This window comes from Streptomyces sp. NPDC002403 (assembly GCF_053593015.1).
This window is the reverse complement of sequence record NZ_JBSFBQ010000006.1, coordinates 276889-294721: the sequence shown is the minus strand read 5'-3', so window position 1 is coordinate 294721 and position 17833 is coordinate 276889. Positions and strand designations below refer to the sequence as shown.

Annotated in this window: 13 protein-coding genes; 6 read left to right on the top strand and 7 right to left on the bottom strand. The window is 69.8% G+C overall.

Annotation, left to right across the window (positions count from 1 at the left end):
• Positions 1-41 precede the first annotated feature (41 nt).
• The gene (gene hpf / locus ACWCPY_RS10670; protein WP_451263948.1) at positions 42-731 is read left to right on the top strand and encodes a ribosome hibernation-promoting factor, HPF/YfiA family; all 690 of its coding nucleotides are present in this window, start codon (positions 42-44) and stop codon (positions 729-731) included.
• 185 nt (positions 732-916) lie between these two features.
• Complete coding sequence (locus ACWCPY_RS10665; protein WP_362446486.1) at positions 917-1672, top strand: response regulator transcription factor; 756 nt, start codon at positions 917-919, stop codon at positions 1670-1672.
• An 18-nt stretch (positions 1673-1690) separates the two neighbouring features.
• Here the strand turns inward: ACWCPY_RS10665 and ACWCPY_RS10660 are convergent, their stop codons facing one another.
• On the bottom strand, positions 1691-2866 hold the full coding sequence (locus tag ACWCPY_RS10660) for a winged helix-turn-helix domain-containing protein (RefSeq protein ID WP_451263947.1): 1176 nt from the start codon (positions 2864-2866) through the stop codon (positions 1691-1693).
• 55 nt (positions 2867-2921) lie between these two features.
• Complete coding sequence (locus ACWCPY_RS10655; protein WP_451263946.1) at positions 2922-3494, bottom strand: GNAT family N-acetyltransferase; 573 nt, start codon at positions 3492-3494, stop codon at positions 2922-2924.
• 239 nt (positions 3495-3733) lie between these two features.
• On the opposite strand from ACWCPY_RS10655, the gene secA reads away from it, so the two are divergent.
• Positions 3734-6556 carry a preprotein translocase subunit SecA gene (gene secA / locus ACWCPY_RS10650; RefSeq protein WP_451263945.1) on the top strand — a complete coding sequence of 941 codons (2823 nt, stop codon included), beginning with the start codon at positions 3734-3736 and terminating at the stop codon, positions 6554-6556.
• A gap of 1086 nt (positions 6557-7642) precedes the next feature.
• Here the strand turns inward: secA and ACWCPY_RS10645 are convergent.
• Positions 7643-8071: an Rv3235 family protein gene (locus ACWCPY_RS10645; RefSeq protein WP_451263944.1), complete on the bottom strand. Its 429-nt coding sequence runs from the start codon at positions 8069-8071 to the stop codon at positions 7643-7645.
• Between the two features lie 291 nt (positions 8072-8362).
• On the opposite strand from ACWCPY_RS10645, the gene ACWCPY_RS10640 reads away from it, so the two are divergent.
• Both ACWCPY_RS10640 and ACWCPY_RS10635 read left to right on the top strand, forming a co-directional pair.
• Positions 8363-8869 (top strand): DUF6912 family protein, encoded by a 507-nt coding sequence (locus tag ACWCPY_RS10640; protein WP_451263943.1) that lies wholly within the window; start codon positions 8363-8365, stop codon positions 8867-8869.
• Positions 8870-8963: 94 nt separating this feature from the next.
• Positions 8964-9635, top strand: coding sequence for an HAD family hydrolase (locus tag ACWCPY_RS10635; protein WP_451263942.1), 672 nt, complete (start codon positions 8964-8966; stop codon positions 9633-9635).
• 22 nt (positions 9636-9657) lie between these two features.
• Here the strand turns inward: ACWCPY_RS10635 and ACWCPY_RS10630 are convergent, their stop codons facing one another.
• Positions 9658-10227: a DJ-1/PfpI family protein gene (locus tag ACWCPY_RS10630; RefSeq protein ID WP_451263941.1), complete on the bottom strand. Its 570-nt coding sequence runs from the start codon at positions 10225-10227 to the stop codon at positions 9658-9660.
• Between the two features lie 389 nt (positions 10228-10616).
• Between ACWCPY_RS10630 and ACWCPY_RS10625 the strand changes: the two genes are divergently transcribed.
• Positions 10617-15611, top strand: a complete 4995-nt coding sequence (locus ACWCPY_RS10625) for an NAD-glutamate dehydrogenase (RefSeq protein WP_451263940.1) — start codon at positions 10617-10619, stop codon at positions 15609-15611.
• A 79-nt stretch (positions 15612-15690) separates the two neighbouring features.
• On the opposite strand, the gene ACWCPY_RS10620 is transcribed toward ACWCPY_RS10625, so the two are convergent.
• The 3 genes from ACWCPY_RS10620 to ACWCPY_RS10610 form a co-directional block, all read right to left on the bottom strand.
• Positions 15691-15945 (bottom strand): hypothetical protein, encoded by a 255-nt coding sequence (locus ACWCPY_RS10620; RefSeq protein ID WP_451263939.1) that lies wholly within the window; start codon positions 15943-15945, stop codon positions 15691-15693.
• Positions 15946-16031: 86 nt separating this feature from the next.
• On the bottom strand, positions 16032-16811 hold the full coding sequence (locus ACWCPY_RS10615) for an ABC transporter ATP-binding protein (RefSeq protein ID WP_266733791.1): 780 nt from the start codon (positions 16809-16811) through the stop codon (positions 16032-16034).
• Positions 16812-16815: 4 nt separating this feature from the next.
• On the bottom strand, positions 16816-17757 hold the full coding sequence (locus ACWCPY_RS10610) for an ABC transporter permease (RefSeq protein WP_451263938.1): 942 nt from the start codon (positions 17755-17757) through the stop codon (positions 16816-16818).
• Between the last annotated feature and the right edge of the window lie 76 nt (positions 17758-17833).

Sequence of the window (17833 nt, the reverse complement as noted above, 5' to 3'; positions counted from 1 at the left end):
GCTCCGCCCCTGAGCGGAGCGATCCGGGAACGGAGTTCTGCGTGGACATCGTCGTCAAGGGCCGCAAGACCGAGGTGCCCGAGCGGTTCCGCAAGCACGTGGCCGAGAAGCTGAAGCTGGACAAGATCCAGAAGTTCGACGGCAAGGTGATCAGCCTCGACGTCGAGGTGTCCAAGGAGCCGAACCCCCGTCAGGCCGACCGTTCCGACCGGGTGGAGATCACGCTTCGCTCGCGTGGTCCGGTCATCCGGGCGGAAGCGGCCGCGGGTGACGCGTACGCAGCGCTGGACCTGGCCACCGGCAAGCTGGAGGCGCGGCTGCGCAAGCAGCACGACAAGCGCTACAGCCGCCGCGGCAATGGCCGGATTCCCGCTGCTGAGGTCGCCGAGACCGTGCCGGGTGCGGCGTCGTTCAACGGCGAGGGCGACCTGATCGTCAATGAGTCGGCCGAGTCCGTGCCCACCACCAGGTTCGGCTCGCTGGAGGTTCAGGGCGAGGGTCCGCTGGTGATGCGCGAGAAGACGCATGTCGCCGCACCGATGTCGCTCGACCAGGCGCTCTACGAGATGGAGCTGGTCGGGCACGACTTCTATCTGTTCGTCGACTCCGAGACGAAGGAACCCAGTGTCGTCTACCGACGGCATGCCTATGACTACGGTGTCATCCACCTGAGGACCGACCCGCTGGCCGCCGACGAGGCGGGCGGCGCAGGCGGTGCGCTCGGCGGCTGATGCCACGCTTCCGCGGTGCCCCTGGAGTGCCTGTGCGCCCCCAGGGGCACCCGCGTGCGACCACGGGATCACCGCTTCGTCGTCCAGGCATGGAATCATGGCGTCCCAAGCCAACCGGTGCTCTGTGAACTGCCGTTGGTGGACAGTGTGTGAACTTCAGGCCACGGCCTTCAGGGGGAGGAACGATGGCGGACACCTTCGGGCCCATGCGCGATGCGAATGATTCCGACGAGATCGCCGGAGCCGGCACCGGCGCGGACATGGACAGTGGTTTCCGCAAGGAGCCGATCAGGGTCCTCGTGGTCGACGACCACGCACTCTTCCGCAGAGGCCTGGAGATCGTCCTCGCCCAGGAGGAGGACATCCAGGTCGTCGGTGAGGCGGGTGACGGGTCGGAGGCGGTCGACAAGGCGGCCGATCTGCTTCCCGACATCGTGCTGATGGACGTACGGATGCCCAAGCGCGGAGGCATCGAGGCCTGCACATCCATCAAGGAGGTGGCCCCCAGTGCGAAGATCATCATGCTGACGATCAGCGACGAGGAGGCCGACCTCTACGACGCGATCAAGGCCGGCGCCACCGGCTATCTCCTCAAGGAGATCTCCACGGACGAAGTGGCCACGGCCATTCGCGCGGTCGCCGACGGGCAGTCCCAGATCAGTCCCTCCATGGCGTCCAAACTGCTCACCGAGTTCAAGTCGATGATCCAGCGGACCGACGAGCGCCGGCTGGTACCCGCGCCCCGGCTCACCGACCGGGAACTCGAAGTCCTCAAACTCGTCGCGACGGGCATGAACAATCGCGATATCGCGAAGGAACTGTTCATTTCCGAGAACACCGTGAAGAACCATGTCCGCAACATTCTGGAGAAGCTGCAGCTGCATTCCAGGATGGAGGCCGTGGTCTATGCCATGCGGGAGAAGATCCTCGAGATCAGGTGAGGGCGGGCGAACCCGCGCTCAGGCCAGGGCGCGGGCGATTTCCTGGGTGAGCGGTCCGCGCAGTTCCGGTGCGTCGACCCGCTCCAGCCGGACATCCGTACAGCCGACCCAGGACGCGGCTTCCACCAGCGCCTCGGCCATCGGCACCACGGCCTTCCTGCCCGCCAGGGACACCTGCCGGGCGACCAGCGTGCTGCCCTCGCGCGCCGGGTCGACGCGGCCCTGCAGCTTTCCGCCCGCCAGCAGCGGCATCGCGAAGTATCCGTGGATCCGCTTGGGCTTGGGGACGTAGGCCTCCAGGCGGTGGGTGAAACCGAAGATCCGCTCGGTGCGCGCCCGCTCCCAGATCAGTGAGTCGAACGGCGACAGCAGCGTCGTACGATGCCGCCCGCGCGGCTCCGAGGCCAGCGCCGCAGGATCCGCCCAGGCCGGTTTCGCCCAGCCCCGTACCGTCACCGGCACCAGTCCGGAGTCCGCCACCACCGCGTCGAACTGCTCGCCCCTCAGCCGGTGGTAGTCCGCGATGTCCGCCCGGGTGCCCACCCCCAGGGACTGCCCGGCGAGGGCGACCAGCCGGCGCAGGCACTCGGTGTCGTCCAGTTCGTCGCGCAGCACGGCATCGGGCAGGGCCCGCTCCGCGAGGTCGTACACCCGCTTCCAGCCGCGGCGCTCGGTGCACACCACCTCGCCGTACATCAGGGCGCGCTCGACGGCGACCTTCGACGCCGACCAGTCCCACCACTCGCCGCCGTTCTTCGCGCCGCCCAGCTCCGTCGCCGTCAGCGGGCCCTCGGCGCGCAGCTGCTTGATCACCGTCTCGTACGCGCCGTCCGGCAGGTCGTGGTGCCAGTGCGGGCGCGAGCGGTAGGCGCGGCGGCGGAAGGCGAAGTGCGGCCACTCCTCGACCGGCAGGACGCAGGCCGCGTGCGACCAGTACTCGAAGGTGCGGCCGCCCGACCAGTACGCCTCCTCGACGGAGCGCCGGCCGACCGCGCCGAGGCGCGCGTAGGGAATCAGCTCGTGCGATCGCGCGAGCACCGAGATCGTGTCGAGCTGTACGGCGCCGAGATGCCGCAGCACACCGGGAACCCCGGCCCGATGGTCCGGAGCGCCGAGGAAGCCCTGGGCGCGCAGGGCGATCCTGCGCGCCTGGTCGGCGGAGAGTTCAACGGCGGGAGGCGGCACAGACGTCATGCCCCGCACCCTAGAGGCAGCCACTGACATCCGGCCGGGGAGCCCGTGGAGCCCGTCAGGGGGCGGGCAGATAGGCCTCGGTGCCCGGCAGGCCGAGGTCGGAAGGGAGCAGCGCGCCGATCCAGGAGTCGCGGCGTACTCCCTTGTTGAGCAGGCCCGACCGCTGCTCGCCCTCCATCCGGAACCCCGTCCTCAGCGCCACGGCACGCGAGGGGACGTTGCCCACCTCGGCGCGCCACTCCAGCCGGTCACCGCCGAGGACGGTGAAGGTCCAGCGGGCCGCGGTCAGCACCGCCTCCGTCATGTAGCCGCGGCCCCGGTGGTCGACGGCGGTCCAGAAGCCCACCTCGTACGTGCCGGGGAGGTTGCGGCGGTTGATGCCGAGGGCGCCGGTCAGGGCCCCGCTCCCGCGCAGGACCACCGCGAAGTTGTACATGGAGTCGTCGTGCCAGCCGCCGGGGCAGAGCTTCTCCGTGAAGAGTTCCGCGTCGGCGCGGTTGTACGGGGAGGGCACCACCGTCCACCGCTGGATGTCCGGGTCCTGACAGGCGGCGTGTATCGCGTCCGTGTCGCCGCCGGTGAAGGGGCGCAGCAGCAGACGGTCGCTGGTGAGGGTGATCGGCTCCATGTACGGATTCTGGCGAGGGGCCGTGTGTGAAGCGAACACTTTTCGGACTTCCCGGCACCTTCGGCGCTCTCCGGCCGTTGACTCGGAGGGGACGGCGGGGCCGACGGGGCGGCAGCCCTCCCGGCGCGGCGGGGTCCTCGCTTACGATGGCCGTTGCGGTGGGGCCCACCTGCCGTGCCCGCGCCAGAGTCCATAACACGACCCAGTGCCAGGCCCGACCGGCAAGGAGACCAGCCTCAGTGTCCGTCTTCAACAAGCTCATGCGTGCAGGCGAAGGCAAGATCCTGCGCAAACTGCACCGCATCGCGGACCAGGTCAGCTCCATCGAAGAGGACTTCGTCAACCTCTCCGACGCCGAGCTGCGGGCGCTCACCGACGAGTACAAGGAACGGTACGCGGACGGCGAGAGCCTGGACGACCTGCTCCCCGAGGCATTCGCGACCGTCCGTGAGGCCGCCAAGCGGGTCCTCGGACAGCGCCACTACGACGTTCAGATGATGGGCGGCGCAGCCCTCCACCTCGGCTATGTGGCCGAGATGAAGACCGGCGAGGGCAAGACCCTGGTCGGCACCCTGCCGGCGTACCTCAACGCGCTCTCCGGCAAGGGCGTGCACCTGATCACGGTCAACGACTACCTGGCCGAGCGCGACTCCGAACTGATGGGCCGCGTCCACAAGTTCCTGGGTCTGACCGTCGGCTGCATCATCGCCAACATGACGCCGGCCCAGCGCCGTGAGCAGTACGCCTGCGACATCACGTACGGCACGAACAACGAGTTCGGCTTCGACTACCTCCGCGACAACATGGCGTGGTCGGCCGACGAGCTCGTCCAGCGCGGTCACAACTTCGCCGTGGTCGACGAGGTCGACTCGATCCTCGTCGACGAGGCCCGTACGCCGCTGATCATCTCCGGCCCGGCCGACCAGGCCACCAAGTGGTACGGCGACTTCGCCAAGCTGGTCACGCGGCTGACCAAGGGCGAGGCGGGCAACCCGCTCAAGGGCATCGAGGAGACCGGCGACTACGAGGTCGACGAGAAGAAGCGGACCGTCGCCATCCACGAGCCCGGTGTCTCGAAGGTCGAGGACTGGCTCGGTATCGAGAACCTCTACGAGTCGGTGAACACCCCGCTCGTCGGGTACCTCAACAACGCGATCAAGGCCAAGGAACTCTTCAAGAAGGACAAGGACTACGTCGTCATCGACGGCGAAGTCATGATCGTCGACGAGCACACCGGCCGTATCCTCGCCGGCCGCCGCTACAACGAGGGCATGCACCAGGCGATCGAGGCGAAGGAAGGGGTGGACATCAAGGACGAGAACCAGACCCTCGCCACGATCACCCTGCAGAACTTCTTCCGCCTCTACGGCAAGCTCTCCGGCATGACCGGTACGGCGATGACCGAGGCCGCCGAGTTCCACCAGATCTACAAGCTCGGCGTGGTGCCGATCCCGACCAACCGGCCGATGGTCCGTGCCGACCAGTCGGACCTGATCTACCGCACCGAGGTCGCGAAGTTCGCGGCGGTCGTCGACGACATCGCCGAGAAGCACGAGAAGGGGCAGCCGATCCTCGTCGGCACCACTTCGGTCGAGAAGTCCGAGTACCTCTCGCAGCAGCTCTCCAAGCGCGGTGTCCAGCACGAGGTCCTCAACGCCAAGCAGCACGACCGTGAGGCGACGATCGTCGCCCAGGCCGGTCGCAAGGGCGCCGTCACGGTCGCGACGAACATGGCCGGACGAGGCACCGACATCAAGCTCGGTGGCAACCCCGACGACCTCGCCGAGGCGGAGCTGCGCCAGCGCGGCCTCGACCCCGTCGAGCACGTCGAGGAGTGGGCGGCCGCGCTGCCCGCCGCGCTGGAGAAGGCCGAGCAGGCCGTGAAGGCGGAGTTCGAAGAGGTCAAGGAGCTCGGCGGGCTGTACGTCCTGGGCACCGAGCGGCACGAGTCGCGGCGTATCGACAACCAGCTGCGTGGCCGTTCCGGCCGTCAGGGCGACCCGGGCGAGTCCCGCTTCTACCTGTCGCTCGGCGACGACCTGATGCGGCTGTTCAAGGCGCAGATGGTCGAGCGCGTCATGTCGATGGCCAATGTGCCGGACGATGTGCCGATCGAGAACAAGATGGTGACGCGGGCGATCGCGTCGGCGCAGTCGCAGGTCGAGCAGCAGAACTTCGAGACGCGGAAGAACGTCCTGAAGTACGACGAGGTGCTCAACCGGCAGCGTGAGGTCATCTACGGCGAGCGTCGCCGGGTCCTGGAGGGCGAGGATCTGCAGGACCAGATCCGCCACTTCATGGACGACACGATCGACGACTACATCCGCCAGGAGACCGCCGAGGGCTTCGCGGAGGAGTGGGACCTGGACCGGCTGTGGGGCGCGTTCAAGCAGCTCTACCCGGTGAAGGTCACCGTCGACGAGCTGGAGGAGGCGGCCGGGGACCGGGCCGGGATCACGGCCGAGTTCATCGGCGAGTCCATCAAGGACGACATCCACGAGCAGTACGACGAGCGCGAGAAGCAGCTCGGCTCGGACATCATGCGTGAGCTGGAGCGGCGTGTGGTGCTGTCCGTCCTGGACCGCAAGTGGCGTGAGCACCTCTACGAGATGGACTACCTCCAGGAGGGCATCGGCCTCCGTGCCATGGCGCAGAAGGACCCGCTGGTCGAGTACCAGCGCGAGGGCTTCGACATGTTCAACGCCATGATGGAGGGCATCAAGGAGGAGTCCGTCGGCTACCTGTTCAACCTGGAGGTCCAGGTCGAGCAGCAGGTCGAGGAAGTGCCGGTGCAGGACGAGGCGGCCGAGCGGACCTCGCTGGCCAAGGAGGACGCCGTTCCGGCGGCGCGTCCGGAGATCCGGGCCAAGGGGCTCGATGCTCCGCAGCGTCCGGACCGGCTGCACTTCTCCGCTCCCACGGTGGACGGGGAGGGCGGGGTCGTCGAGGGCGACTTCTCCAACGGGGACGGTGCGACGGGGTCCGAGTCCGACGGGCTGACCCGGGCGGAGCGGCGCAAGGCCCAGAAGAATGGTGGGGGCGGGCGGCGCCGTAAGAAGTAGCCGGAGCGGTAGCGACGGCGGTAGGGGGCTCGGGTGCCGGTGACGTCTTCGGACGTCGGTGCGGTGGTCGGGCTGTAGTTGGGCTGTAGCCGGGGTCGGGCGCGTGGTTTGGGCGTCCGGCCCCGGTGTTTTGCGTTGGTGGGGTGTGGGGGGCGCGCTGTGGCCTGTGGGGGTGGGGCCGGTGTGAGCGGGCGGCTTGCTTGGTGTGGGTGGGTGTGCCGCTGGGCGGGGCCTGTCCCCTCCCCGCCCCTTCCCGAACCGGGGCTCTGCCCCGGACCCCGCTCCTCAAATGCTGGAGGGGCTGAGGGGGCGGGGCGCAGCCCGATGGGCAGGGGCGGCCGGTGGCAGAGGGCGGGCGGAAAGGGCGGCCCGGTGGCTGCGCGGGCTGGGCGGGCTGAGGTGGACGGGTGGACGGGGGAGGGGCAGAGACGGGGCCGGGGTGTGGGAGTGCTCGGGAGTGCTGAGGGGGTCGGGAGGGCCGGAGCGGACGGCCTGGATGGCCGGGGGACAGGGGCGGGCCGGGGCGGCTCTCTGCGTTCGGGCAAGCTCTGTGGCTCACCATGCGGGCATGGACGGCCAGGGTGGGGACTCGGCATCGGTGTGGCGGGTGGACGGGGTGGCTCGTGCGGCGGGCTATGCGATCCCGGCTCATGCGCTGAGCGAGCCGGCTGCGGGAGCCTCGCAGGACCGGCGTTTCGCGGAGCTGCCGGCTGTCATGGGACCGGACCGGCCTCCTCGGCGTGATGACCCCCGACGCCTGACGGAGCCGGCAGTCAGGAGCCGCTCGCGAAGCCGGTGCTCCAGCCACTCGTCAGCGTTCTGATGAAGCCCCTGGGGCTGGGGTGATGCCCGTCCCCCCACAGGAGGAGCTGGGAGCGGGTCTGGAGGGGCTTGGAGTGGTGGGGAGAGGTAGCGGGCCGGGCAGTGGCTGAGAGGGGCCTGGAGGGGGAGCGGTGCGGTGTTGGGCGCTGACCCTCTCCGAAGGCCCGCTCCCCCGTTCTCAGGTCGTTGTCGCTCGCCCTCCTTCTCTTGGCGCGAGAGTGGTCGGGCCGGGCCGTCGCCCCACCCCGTTCCCCGGGTGGCGTGTCAGCGGGTCGGGGACGGGCGCAGGTGTTCGTCGCCGAGTTCCACTGCTGCGCAGCGCCAGCGGAGGTCGGTGCCCTGCTCCAGGCGGAAGGCCATGGCCCGTACCTGCTCGCCCGCCGCGATGCTGGCGCACGCCTCCACCACCCCGGGCGCCGGCTGGGCGCCGTGGCACATGCGGATGACGGGGCGGGCGCCGCGGGCCCTCAGTGGGGTGCGGGGGGCCAGTTCGGCCAGCTGGTCGTAGGCCTCGCCGATGGTGTGGCCGAGCATCCAGTGCACCGGGCGCTGGCCGCTCAGGACCGCCAGGAGGCGTTCGGCGAACCAGTGGTGCGGGCGTACGCGCCGGGGAGTCCGTGTGCGCTGCGCCGGTACGGCTTCGGGCCTGCGCTGGTCGCGTCGTCCAGCGGGCCGGGTCCTGTTCGTGCTCATCGATCATCGCCCCCGTGCTTCAGAGGCCCGGTTTATACCGGGCGGTAACTTCTGCTGTGGACCTTCTACGGCGACGGCCGAGGCGGCCGCAAGCGCAGGCGGGGCGCCGGGAGCGACCGGGGGGAATCACCTATCCGGGTGATGCGCCCGGCACCGGGCGGGGCGTGAGACGGGCGCGGGGAGGGTGAGGGGCGGTTGCCGGGTGGACGGAGCGGTATCGGTGCACGTGACCCCAAAGGGGGACGTCACACGTATCCTGAGGGCGTTTCCGACTACGAAAGCGACCCGGCCATGCGCGTGTACGTCCCTCTGACCCTGTCCGGTCTCGCAGCGGCGCACCGGGCGGGCGAGATCGGCCCCGGTCCGCTCACCGCCTACGCGGTGACCCCCGCGCTGCGTGAGTGGTACGTCTCGGACGACATCGAGGAACTGGAGTACGCGGCGCTCAACCGGGCCGCCTCCGCCTCGCTCCGGATGATCGCGCAGAACCCCGACGCGGTCCGCAGGCGCGTCGTCGTGGCCGTCGAGGTGCCGGACGGCTCGGCCGTCGCGGACCCGGACCACGGTTTCGACCCGTCCTCGCTCGGCGAGGTGCGGATCGCCGCTCCCGTGGCGCTCGCCAAGGCCGCCGCGGTGCATGTCGACGCGGACGACGCGACGAAGGACGTCACGGCCGCGGCCGCGGCGCTGGGCGCGGCGGACCTCGGGGACGACGATGCGCAGTTCACCGTGGACGGCGCCGAGGACCACGAGCTGCTGTGGTTCGGTATCCAGGAGATTCCGAACCTGATCGGCTGAAGCAGAAGCGAAGGCGAAGGCGAAGTCGACGGAGAGGCCGGAGTCGGAGCCCAGAGTTCGAACGGGTGTCGTAGGCGGCGGGTACTTTCTACGCATGGGGACGCATGGGAAGCACCGCACTCATCTGGTCTGGGACTGGAACGGCACACTGCTCGACGACAACGAAGCGGTCGTCGGCGCGACGAACGCCGCGTTCGGCGAGGTCGGCCTGGAGCCGATCACGCTCGAGCAGTACCGCGAGATGTACTGCATACCGATCCCCCGCTTCTACGAACGGCTGATGGGCAGGCTGCCCACGGAGGCCGAGTGGGAGCGGATGGACGGGATCTTCCACCGGTACTACACCGAGCAGCGGGCCGCCTGCGGACTCACCGAGGGGGCCGAGGAACTGCTCACGCAGTGGCAGCTGGGCGGGCGCAGTCAGTCCCTCCTGAGCATGTACGGGCACGACCAGCTGGTCCCCGTGGTGCGGGGGTACGGCATAGAGCGGCGCTTCGTACGGGTCGACGGGCGCACCGGGCCGTCCGGCGGCAGCAAGGCCCGGCACATGGAGCGGCACATCGCCGCGCTGGACGGGATATCCGCCGAGTACACGGTGGTCATCGGCGACGCGGTGGACGACGCCGTCGCCGCGGCGCACGTCGGTGCGAAGGCGGTGCTCTACACCGGCGGATCGCACAGCAGGTCCAGCCTGGAGGCGGCCGGGGTGCCGGTGGTGGACAGTCTGGCCGAGGCCGCGCAGCTCGCCGAGCAGATCGCCGGGTGAGGCAGGACCCGGCGGGGGAGCGTCAGGTGGTCACCGGGGCCTTCGTGCGGAGGATCTTCAGGAATTCGCGCATCCACGCCGAGTGGTCCGGCCACGCCCGGGAGGAGACCAGGGTGCCGTCGACCACCGCCTCGTGGTCCTCGAAGGTGGCGCCCGCCGTCTGCATGTCGAGCTCCAGCGCGGGATAGGCGGTGACATGGCGGCCGGCCAGCGCGCCGACCGCCGCCGTCATCAGCGGGCCGTGGCAGATCTGGGCCACCGGCCGGTCCGAGTCGAAGAAGGCCTTGAGGAGCTTGCGCAGCTCGGGGTCGTTGCGCAGGTACTCGGGCGCCCGGCCGCCGGGGACGACCAGCGCCACGTAGTCCCCGGGGTCGACCTCGGAGAAGGCCAGGTCGGCGGGCCAGGTGTAGCCGGGCTTCTCGGTGTACGTGTCGAAGCCGGGCTCGAAGTCGTGGACCACGAAGCGGAGCGTCTTGCGGGCGGGGGCCGCGATGTGGACGTCGTACCCCTCTTCGCGCAGCCGCTGGTAGGGATAGAGGACTTCCAGGGACTCGGCGGCGTCGCCGGTGACGATCAGGATCTTCGGTGCCATGGCGGGGCTCCCACGGTTCGTCGGCCTGTTCCGACTACCAGAGTGCGGCAATACGGACCCGCGCGCTGTCCAGAGTGTCAAAGTTCGGGCTCATCTTTTTACACAAACGGCTCGTGACGGTCATGGGGGCGGGCGATATAGCCTGGACCCCGTGATCAGCGCGATACGCCTCGGGGGCAGTGAAGCCCCCGGCCTGCGCCCGGAGTGCCACCGCACCCGGGCCTTCGCTGATTCCCGCAGCCCGGACCGACTGCCAAAAATGGCCAATATGGTCCCGGGCGTCTCTCATAGCGGCATAGCGTCGACTCAGACCGGATACCCCGTGTCGTGGCGGTACGTCGTCTTTTTCACCTACGTCTCGCAACGGCGCGCGACAGGAGCCAGAGGACATGCAGACCAAGCTGGACGAAGCCAAGGCCGAGCTGCTCGCACGGGCCGCCAAGGTAGCTGACAACAGCCCGGGCGGTGGTGTCGGTGGCCCGGGAGGTACCTCCCGGGTGCGTGTTGCGGCCGCCGGGGCCGAGCAGGAGCGTCCCGGACAGGACGTGCTCCTCTCCTACCTCCAGCGCTACTACCTGCACACTGCTCCGGAGGACATCGCGGGCCGCGACCCGGTGGACGTCTTCGGTGCCGCCTCCTCCCACTACCGCCTCGCCGAGACGCGCCCGCAGGGCACCGCGAACGTCCGGGTGCACACCCCGACCGTCGAGGAGAACGGCTGGACGTGCAGCCACACCGTCGTCGAGGTCGTCACCGACGACATGCCGTTCCTGGTCGACTCCGTCACCAATGAGCTGTCCCGGCAGGGGCGCGGCATCCATGTCGTGATCCACCCGCAGGTCGTCGTACGCCGCGACGTCACCGGCAAGCTCATCGAGGTCCTCGCCGAGGGCAACGGCATCGCCACAGGCCGCAAGAGCGCCGAGGACAAGAAGAGCGAGCTGCCGCACGACGCCCTCGTCGAGTCGTGGATCCACGTCGAGATCGACCGCGAGACCGACCGTGCCGACCTCCAGCAGATCGCCGCCGACCTGCTGCGCGTGCTGTCCGACGTACGGGAGACCGTCGAGGACTGGGACAAGATGCGCGAGGCCGCGCTGCGCATCGCCGACGACCTGCCCGGCGAGCCGCTCGACGGCCTCGGCGACGAAGAGGTGAACGAGGCCAGGGAGCTGCTGCGCTGGCTCGCCGCCGACCACTTCACCTTCCTCGGCTACCGCGAGTACGAGCTGAAGGACACCGACTCGCTGGCCGCCGTCCCCGGCACCGGCCTCGGCATCCTGCGCTCCGACCCGCACCACAGCGTCGACGAGGCGCACCCCGTCAGCCCGTCCTTCGACCGGCTGCCCGCCGACGCCCGGGCCAAGGCCCGCGAGCGCAGGCTCCTCGTCCTCACCAAGGCCAACAGCCGCTCGACCGTCCACCGCCCCAGCTACCTCGACTACGTCGGCGTGAAGAAGTTCGACGCGGACGGCAACGTCGTCGGTGAGCGCCGCTTCCTCGGACTGTTCTCCTCCGCCGCCTACACCGAGTCCGTGCGCCGGGTGCCCGTCATCCGCCGCAAGGTCGCCGAGGTGCTGGAGGGCGCGGGCTTCTCGCCCAACAGCCACGACGGCCGCGACCTGCTGCAGATCCTGGAGACGTACCCGCGCGACGAGCTCTTCCAGACGCCCGTCGACCAGCTGCGCTCCGTCGTCACCTCCGTGCTGTACCTCCAGGAGCGCCGCCGGCTGCGGCTCTACCTGCGCCAGGACGAGTACGGGCGCTACTACTCCGCGATCGTCTACCTGCCGCGCGACCGCTACACCACCGGTGTGCGGCTGCGTCTGATCGACATCCTCAAGGAGGAGCTGGGCGGCACCAGCGTCGACTTCACCGCCTGGAACACCGAGTCGATCCTCTCCCGGCTCCACTTCGTCGTCCGCGTCGCACCCGGCACCGAGCTGCCCGACCTCACCGACTCCGAGGCCGACCGCATCGAGGCCCGTCTCGTCGAGGCCGCCCGCTCCTGGGCCGACGGCTTCCAGGAGGCCCTGGGCGCCGAGTGCGGCGAGGAACGCGCCGCCGAGCTGCTGCGCCAGTACGGCCACTCCTTCCCCGAGGGCTACAAGGCCGACCACACGCCGCGCTCCGCCGTGGCCGACCTGGTCCACCTCGAAGCGCTCAAGCAGGACGGGACCGACTTCGCCCTCAGCCTGTACGAGCCGGTCGGCGCCGCCCCCGGCGAGCGCCGCTTCAAGATCTACCGGACCGGCGAGCAGGTCTCCCTCTCCGCCGTGCTCCCGGCGCTCCAGCGGCTCGGCGTCGAGGTCGTCGACGAGCGTCCGTACGAGCTGCGCTGCGCGGACCGTACGCACGCCTGGATCTACGACTTCGGGCTCCGGATGCCGCAGACCAACGGCAACGGCAACTACCTCGCCGACGACGCCCGCGACCGCTTCCAGGACGCCTTCGCGGCCGTGTGGACCGGTGAGGCCGAGAACGACGGCTTCAACTCGCTGGTGCTGGGCGCCGGTCTGAGCTGGCGCCAGGCGATGGTGCTGCGCGCCTACGCGAAGTACCTGCGCCAGGCCGGGTCGACGTTCAGCCAGGACTACATGGAGAGCACGCTCCGCAACAACGTCCACACCACCCGGCTGCTGGTCTCGCTCTTCGAGGCCCGGATGTCCCCGGAGCGGCAGCACGCCGGCACCGAGCTGATCGACGGCCTCCTCGAAGAGCTCGACGGGGCCCTGGACCAGGTCGCCTCGCTCGACGAGGACCGCATCCTGCGGTCCTTCCTCACCGTCATCAAGGCCACCCTGCGCACCAACTTCTTCCAGCGCGCGGACAGCGGCAAGCCGCACGGCTACGTCTCGATGAAGTTCGACCCGCAGTCCATCCCGGACCTGCCGGCGCCCCGCCCGGCCTTCGAGATCTGGGTCTACTCCCCGCGCGTCGAGGGTGTGCACCTGCGCTTCGGCAAGGTCGCCCGAGGCGGTCTGCGCTGGTCGGACCGGCGCGAGGACTTCCGTACGGAGATCCTCGGCCTGGTCAAGGCGCAGATGGTGAAGAACACCGTCATCGTGCCGGTCGGCGCCAAGGGCGGCTTCGTCGCCAAGCAGCTCCCGGACCCGGCCGTCGACCGTGACGCCTGGATGGCCGAGGGCATCGCCTCCTACCGCACCTTCATCTCGGCGCTGCTCGACATCACCGACAACATGGTGGCCGGCGAGGTCGTGCCGCCCACGGACGTCGTCCGGCACGACGAGGACGACACCTACCTGGTCGTCGCCGCCGACAAGGGCACCGCGAGCTTCTCCGACATCGCCAACGAGGTCGCCGTCGGGTACGGCTTCTGGCTCGGCGACGCCTTCGCCTCCGGCGGCTCCGCGGGCTACGACCACAAGGGCATGGGCATCACCGCCCGCGGCGCCTGGGAGTCCGTCAAGCGGCACTTCCGCGAGCTGGGCCACGACACCCAGACCGAGGACTTCACCGTCGTCGGCGTCGGTGACATGTCCGGTGACGTGTTCGGCAACGGCATGCTGCTCTCCGAGCACATCCGGCTCGTCGCGGCCTTCGACCACCGGCACATCTTCATCGACCCGTCCCCGGACGCCGCCACCTCGTACGCCGAGCGCCGCCGTCTGTTCGAGCTGCCCCGCAGCTCCTGGGCCGACTACAACAAGGACCTGCTCTCCGCGGGCGGTGGCGTCCACCCGCGCAGCGCCAAGTCCATCCCGATCAACGCGCACATCCGCGAGGCGCTCGGCATCGAGCCGGGTGTCACCAAGATGACGCCCGCCGATCTGATGCAGACCATCCTCAAGGCCCCCGTGGACCTGCTGTGGAACGGCGGCATCGGCACGTACATCAAGTCCTCCGCCGAGTCGAACGCGGACGTCGGCGACAAGGCCAACGACGCGATCCGGGTCAACGGCGAGGACCTGCGGGCCAAGGTCGTCGGCGAGGGCGGCAACCTCGGCGCCACCCAGCTCGGCCGGATCGAGTTCGCCCGGGGCGGCGGCCACATCAACACCGACGCGATCGACAACAGCGCCGGCGTGGACACCTCCGACCACGAGGTGAACATCAAGATCCTGCTCAACGGCCTGGTCCGGGACGGCGACATGACCGTCAAGCAGCGCAACAAGCTGCTCGCCGAGATGACCGACGAGATCGGCCGTCTGGTGCTGCGCAACAACTACGCGCAGAACGTCGCGCTCGCCAACGCCACCACCCAGTCCCCCTCGCTGCTCCACGCCCACCAGCGCTTCATGCGCCGGCTGGGCCGGGACGGTGACCTCGACCGCGGTCTGGAGTTCCTGCCCAACGACCGCCAGATCCGTGAGCTGCTCAACGCCGGCAAGGGGCTCAGCCAGCCCGAGCTGGCCGTGCTGCTCGCGTACACGAAGATCACCGCGGCCCGGGAGCTGATCCGGACCAGCCTGCCGGACGACCCGCACCTGCAGAAGCTGCTGCACGCCTACTTCCCGGAGCAACTGCGCGAGCAGTTCCCCGAGGCGGTCGACGGGCACGCGCTGCGGCGCGAGATCATCACCACGGTCCTGGTCAACGACACCGTGAACAGCGGTGGTTCGACCTTCCTGCACCGGCTGCGGGAAGAGACCGGCGCCTCGATCGAGGAGATCGTGCGGGCGCAGTTCGTGGCCCGCGAGATCTTCGGTCTCGGCCAGGTGTGGGACGCCGTCGAGGCGCTCGACAACGAGGTCGCCGCCGACGTGCAGACCCGGATCCGGCTGCACTCGCGCCGGCTCGTCGAGCGCGGTTCGCGCTGGCTGCTCGGCAACCGGCCGCAGCCGCTGGAGATCGCCGCGACGATCGACTTCTTCAAGGCGGGCGTCGACCAGGTCTGGGCCGAGCTGCCCAAGATGCTGATGGGCGCCGACCTGGAGTGGTACCAGTCGATCCTGGACGAGCTCACCGAGGCGGGCGTGCCGGGCGAGCTGGCCCAGCGGGTCGCCGGGTTCTCCTCCGCCTTCCCGGCGCTGGACATCGTGGCGATCGCGGAGCGCACGGGCAAGGACCCGCTCTCCGTCGCCGAGGTGTACTACGACCTCGCGGACCGGCTGGGCATCACCCAGCTGATGGACCGGATCATCGAGCTGCCGCGGGCCGACCGCTGGCAGTCCATGGCCCGCGCCTCCATCCGCGAGGACCTGTACGCCGCGCACGCCGCGCTCACCGCGGACGTGCTGGCGGTGGGCAACGGCACCTCGACGCCGGAGGAGCGGTTCCAGGCCTGGGAGGAGAAGAACGCGGCGATCCTGACGCGGTCCCGCTCCACCCTCGACGAGATCCAGGGCTCGGACGCCTTCGACCTGGCGAACCTGTCGGTCGCGATGAGGACGATGCGCACGCTGCTCCGTACGCACGCCTAGCCCGTCGGGAGGGGAGGCGGTCGCCGGGTCTTCCGGTGGCCGCCTCCCCTTCGCGTTGCCGGGATGCGCGGGCCGCGCGTCAGTGGACGCCGGGCAGCAGGTGGTACCCGGAGACCCGGCGGGCCGCGGCCACCTCGCGGGCGAACCGCAACCGGAACTGCGCGTCCCGCGTGTACTCCCGGCGGATCGCCTTCAGGGCGACGGCCTGGCCGCCGCGGGTGTGCGAGAGACAGACGGTGCCCATCCCGCCCTCGCCCACCCGGGCCCGCAGGGCATAGCCGGAGATCTCCCGCGGGTCGTCCGCCCGCAGCGGTCCCGGTACACCGTCCTGCATGTGCCCCCCTGAGCGGTTCGAGCGCAACCCCGTGGTGCGGCAGGGGAGTTTATCCCCGGGCCGTTCGTCGCCCCTGCCGCGATGCCCTACTTCTTGCCGGAGGTGAACTTCTCGTACGCCGCCACGACCTCGTCCGCCGGACCGTCCATCCGCAGCGTCCCGGCCTCCAGCCAGATCGCCCGGTCGCAGGTCTCGGTGATCGACTTGTTGCTGTGGCTGACCAGGAAGACCGTGCCGGCCTCCTTGCGCAGCTCGATGATCCGCTCCTTGCTGCGCCGCTGGAACCTGGCGTCGCCGGTGGACAGCGCCTCGTCGATGAGGAGGACGTCATGGCTCTTGGCGGCCGCGATGGAGAAGCGCAGCCGGGCGCCCATGCCGGAGGAGTACGTACGCATCGGCAGGGTGATGAAGTCGCCCTTCTCGTTGATTCCGGAGAAGTCGACGATCCCCTGGTAGCGCTCGCGGATCTGGGCGCGGGTCATGCCCATCGCGAGACCGCCGAGCACCACGTTGCGCTCGCCGGTCAGATCGCTCATCAGCGCGGCGTTCACCCCGAGCAGCGAGGGCTGGCCCTGGGTGTGCACCCGGCCCTTCGTGGCGGGCAGCAGACCGGCGATGGCCTTGAGCAGGGTCGACTTCCCCGAGCCGTTGGAGCCGATCAGGCCGATGGCCTCGCCCTTGTACGCGGCGAAGCTCACCCCCTTCACGGCGTGCACCTCGCGCACCCCGGGGGCCTGCCGGCGCGAGACGATCCGGCTGAGCGCCGAGGTGGCGCTGCCCTTTCCGGTGCGGGCGCCGTTGACCTTGTACGTGATGTGGACGTCGTCCACGACGACGGTCGGGACCCGCTCGTCGATGTCGGTCATGTGATCAGCCACGTCCGTACCGCTCCTCCGCCTGCCAGAAGTACACGAATCCGCCCACGCCGCACACCAGCGCCCAGCCCGCGGCGATCGCCCACACATGCGGCGGGAGGTGGGACGCGCCGAAGCTGTCGATGAGCGCGAACCGCATCAGGTCGATGAAGACGGCGGCCGGATTGCACTCCAGCATCACCATCACGAAGTGCGGAACCCGGTCGCCCTTGAGCATGGTGTCCACGCTCCACATGACCCCGGACGCGTACATCCAGGTGCGCAGGACGAACGGCATCAGCTGGGCGATGTCGGGTGTCCGGGCGGCCAGCCGCGCCACCACCATGGAGACACCGGTGTTGAACAGCGCCTGGAGGAACAGCGCGGGGACCGCCAGCAGCCAGGACGGCTTGGGGAACTGCCCGAACCCGACCAGGATCAGCACCAGCGCGCCCAGCGAGAACAGCAGCTGCTGGAGCTGTTGCAGGGCCAGGGCGATCGGCAGCGAGGCGCGTGGGAAGTGCAGCGCCCGGACGAGCCCCAGGTTGCCGCTGATCGCGCGGGTGCCCGCGGTGATCGAGCTGCTGGTGAAGGTCCAGATGAAGACGCCGGTGACGAGGAAGGGCACGAAGTCCTCGACGTTGCGCTTGGTGTTCATCAGGACGCCGAAGATGAAGTAGTAGACCGTCGCGTTCAGCAGCGGGGTCATGATCTGCCAGATCTGGCCCAGTTTCGCCTGGCTGTACTGGGCGGTCAGCTTGGCGGTGGCGAACGCCGTGATGAAGTGCCGGCGCCCCCACAGCTGCCGCACGTACGCCACCAGCGAGGGCCGGGCCCCGCTCATCGTCAGTCCGTGCCGGGCGGCGAGCGCGGCGAGCTCGCCCGGCGCGTACACCGGGAGGGCCGCACCGGCTGGGGTGTCGGCCGGGGCCGGCGGGGTTGCTGTCTGGCTCACCACGATCGCTTTCGACGGGAGGGCAGGGGAGCGACGACCGACGGAACGGGACCGTATCGTCGCAACGCCGAGGGTAGGA